Annotated in this window: 3 protein-coding genes; all 3 read right to left on the reverse strand. The window is 54.1% G+C overall.

Annotation, left to right across the window (positions count from 1 at the left end; genetic code table 11):
- Window positions 1-2675: efflux RND transporter permease subunit (locus I9W95_RS05180; RefSeq protein ID WP_225672557.1), on the reverse strand; the 2675-nt coding region annotated here is incomplete at its 3' end.
- A 14-nt stretch (window positions 2676-2689) separates the two neighbouring features.
- Window positions 2690-3928, reverse strand: coding sequence for an efflux RND transporter periplasmic adaptor subunit (locus I9W95_RS05185; RefSeq protein ID WP_225672559.1), 1239 nt, complete (start codon window positions 3926-3928; stop codon window positions 2690-2692).
- A 9-nt stretch (window positions 3929-3937) separates the two neighbouring features.
- A partial coding sequence (locus tag I9W95_RS05190; protein ID WP_225672561.1) for a TolC family protein occupies window positions 3938-4162 on the reverse strand: 225 nt, incomplete at its 5' end.

A 4162-nucleotide genomic window follows, 5' to 3' on the forward strand; every position in this document is an offset into this window, starting at 1 on the left:
GAATTCAGTGCCAACACCAGCAAACCTACAATCAGCACGAGTGTTAGTGGCACAACAATCATCAGTCTTTGTGACGCGGACTGCAGCTTCTGATAGGTACCGCCATATTCCACCCAGTAGCCCGAGGGAATATCCAGTTCATTACCAACGGCATTACGCACGGCTTCCACAAAACTGCCAAGATCGCGACCGCGAACGTTGGCGGTGACTACCAGGCGGCGTTTACCATTTTCGCGGTTTACCTGATTAACACCGATGTTTTCGCTGAGTGTGACCAGCTCCTGCAGTGGAACAACCTGCCCGTGTGCAACGGTCACTGGTAAATAGTTCAGACCGTCAATATCAGCGCGTACGGTTTCAGGCAGGCGTACGGTTATATCTGCCCGGCGATCTCCTTCAAACAAGGTACCTGCGACTTCTCCGCCCAGAGCGGTGGATAGCTGATTCTGCAGCTGTTGGCGGCTGATACCGTGACGGCGCAATGCGGCAGCATCCGGAATAAATTCCAGCAGTGGCAAGCCGGTCACCTGCTCAGTCTGAATGTCCACGGCACCGTCGACACCAGCAACAATTTTTTCAAGCGACGCGCCAAGGCCAGTTAACACATCCAGATCGTCACCGAAAATCTTGATAGCAACTTCGGCGCGTACACCGGCGAGTAATTCGTTAAAGCGCATCTGAATGGGCTGTAAAAACTCATAACGGTTGCCAGGGATTTCACTGACTAAGGCTTCCAGTTCGGCGACCACCTGCTGCTTGGGCTTATCCGGATCTGGCCACTGGTCTCGTGGTTTCAGAATAATAAAGTTATCGGCCACACTCGGGGGCACAGCATCGGTGGCGACGTCAGCGGTACCGATTTTGGCAAATACCCGTTCAACTTCAGGTAAGGCTTTGATGCGCTCTTCAAGTGTTTCCTGCAGGGCAATGGCCTGACTGAGTGATGTACCGGGGATGCGCAGCGCATGCATGGCAATATCACCCTCATCCAGATTCGGGGCAAATTCACTACCTAACCGGGTAGCCTGCCAGATGCTCAGTAAAACCAGCACTGCCGCCAGTCCAATGATAGGTACCCGGGCTTGCAGGGCCAGAGCCAATAATGGCTGATATATGCGCATGAGTGCCGATACCAGAGGGTTATGCTTTTCAGTCACCGGGCCTCTGAATAACAGCGCCACTGCTGCAGGCACAAAGGTGACTGACAGCAGAATTGCACTCAGCAGAGCAATCACAACAGTGATGGCCATCGGGTGGAACATTTTGCCTTCAACACCTTCGAGGGCAAAAATTGGCGCGTATACAGCGGTGATAATAAACACGCCGAACAAGGCCGGACGAATGACTTCCCGGGTAGCTTCAAACACCAGTTGCAGACGTTCTTTTAATGCAAGCGGGCCTGTCTGCTGACTAAGACGACGCAGGCAGTTTTCGACAATGATGATGGCTCCATCGACCAGTAGGCCAAAATCGAGCGCGCCCAGACTCATCAGGTTGGCGCTGACACGGGTCTGTACCATACCGGTAAAGGTCATCAGCATTGCCAGAGGAATAACCAGCGCGGTGAGAATGGCCGCGCGGATATTGCCCAGCATCAGGAACAAAATAACAATCACCAGCAAAGCACCTTCTACCAGATTTGTGGTGACGGTACTTAAGGTTTTTTCTACCAGGCCGGTGCGATCGTAGGCGGCGGTTGCAATCATGCCCTCAGGCAGTGAGGCATTAATCTCAGCCAGTTTTTTACCGACGTTACTTGCCACAGTGCGGCTGTTTTCACCAACCAGCATAAACACGGTGCTCATCACCACTTCCCGGCCATTCTGGGTCGCGGCACCGGTGCGTAGGCCGTGACCAATGGTCACCTCGGCCACATCGCTGATATGCACCGTTTTTCCATTTTCAGCGGTAATGGTAATTGCCGCTATGTCATCGGCCTGCATTGCCTGTCCAGGAATCCGCATCAGCCATTGCGCACCATTTCGCTCAACAAATCCGGCGCCACGGTTCTCATTATTAGCGCGGATAGCGGCCACAATATCGGCACTGCTGATGCCAGCGGACAGCATACGTTGCGGTTGCATCTGCACCACGACTTCCCGCTCGTAACCACCGATGGGGTTCACTTCCACCACGCCCGGCACCTGCATCAGCTGCGGGCGGATAATCCAGTCGTGCACACTGCGCAGATCCATAGGTGTGATGGCAGACCCATCGGCATTCATTGCGCCCGGCTCAGCATCAACGGTGAACATAAAGATTTCACCCAGACCGGTGGCGATAGGCCCCATTTCTGGTTGTAAGCCATAAGGCAGACGACCGCTGGCAGATGCCATGCGTTCGCCGACCAGCTGGCGGGCGAAATAAATATCGGTGTCATCGCTGAAAATAGCGATCACCTGCGACAGGCCGTAGCGCGATACCGAACGGGTGTATTCCAGCCCAGGTAATCCGGCCAGTGCGGTTTCCAGCGGATAAGTAATACGCTGTTCCACTTCCAGTGGGGTAAAGCCGGCGGCTTCGGTATTGATCATCACCTGTACGTTGGTAATGTCAGGCACGGCATCAATCGGCAGCCGGTTAAAATTCCACAGACCCAGAACAGCAACGATGGCGACAACGACCATCACCAGATTCCGCCGGGCAATGGCCAGTTTTATCAGTAAATCCAACATGGCGATTTCCCGTATCAGTGGTCGTGTGACGCGCCGGACTTCTCGATGTCGGCTTTGATGATGTAACTGTTTTCGCTGACGTATTCTGTGCCGGGTTCAAGACCACCGAGCACTTCAACCCACTCACCGGCGGCCTGGCCAAGCTCCAGCATGCGCACTTCGTATTCGTCGCCGACTTTGGCGTAGACCACTGTAAAGTCGCGAAACGCCTGTAAGCCAGAGCGTTTGACGGCCAGAGCTACGTCACGGGTTTCGGTTTCAATGCGGGCATTGATTTTCATTCCGGCCGCCAACAAACCTTCGGCGTTATCAAGGGTGGCCAGCCATAGACGTGACTGATCGGACTGAACAGAGGGGTACGCATGTTTAAGCACAGTCTGAGCCTGCAATTCTGTGCCGGGTACCGTGATGGTGACGGGGGCTCCGGCTTTTACACGACTCCAGTCTTTCGGGTACACGGCAAGTTCAGCCTGCAATGTACGGTTGTCTTGCAGTGTCAGCAGAGTACGTCCTGCACTTTGTTCTCCGGCAGCGGCATAAATCCGGCTGACAATGCCTGAGGCTGGTGCGCGTACGCTGTAGCTTTTCAGACTCTCGTTGCTGTCGATGGTAAGCAATTCGCTGCCTGCCTGAATCATCTGTCCTTCGCGTACGTACACCTTGCGGATTTCTCCGTCAAAACGCGCGCTGACGTTGCGCTCTGTGCCTGGTAGGGACATCAGATTGCCCCAGACCGGTGTCTGAATATGCAGAGTGGCTGGCCCTGCGACTTCAGTGGTGATTCCCATGGCATCGGCAACCGGCGCGGCAATATTCGTACGTCCCTCAAAGTTGTCGTAACGCCACTGGTATTGCTGGCCAGCATGCTGAACCTGAATATCGACAATAAAAGAATGAGGCTCGTAAATTTCCATGTCGCCACGCAGGTAATCGCCTTCAGCGCGGAAACCGATATTATCGACGAGGTCGCCAAGACGAATAAGACGTACGCTCAGCTGCACATCCTGTGGTGCAATTGGCTGGCCGGACAATGTGCTCCAGACCCGGAACTCCGGCGGTACACCGGTTTCGAAAATAGCCAGCTCCAGAGCAAAATCACCATCGCGCAGCATGCGTCCGCGGTGAGGTCCTTTCTCCGGTTCCGCTTCGGCTGTTTCCGCCGACTGGGCATAAACCATTTGTGTTGGCAGAGCGCTGCCTGCGAATAACGGCAAAGCCAGTAACAGGTGCGAAAATATTTTACGGGGTGTCATAACTTAGCCTCAGAAATAAATGGTCTGGCCGGTCAGGCGCTGTAATTCAATCCACTGCTGATGCAGTGCTTCCGCTTCGTCTAGTAAACGCTTGCGGGCATTCAGCCATTGCTGGCGGGTGTTATCCCACTGCACATAATCCAGCTGCCCGTTTTCATAGGCTTTAAGCGCCTGCTGACGACCGTTATTGAGAGTCGGCAGAATGGTTTCTGTCAGGGTATTGATAACGTGCTG

The organism is Thalassolituus marinus (genome assembly GCF_020320395.1).
GTDB classification, from domain to species: domain Bacteria; phylum Pseudomonadota; class Gammaproteobacteria; order Pseudomonadales; family Oceanobacteraceae; genus Venatoribacter; species Venatoribacter marinus.

What these genes read in the sequence shown, in the direction of transcription:
- I9W95_RS05185 (WP_225672559.1), bottom strand. Translation starts at nt 3,928, where the DNA reads ATGACACCCCGTAAAATATTTTCGCACCTGTTACTGGCTTTGCCGTTA.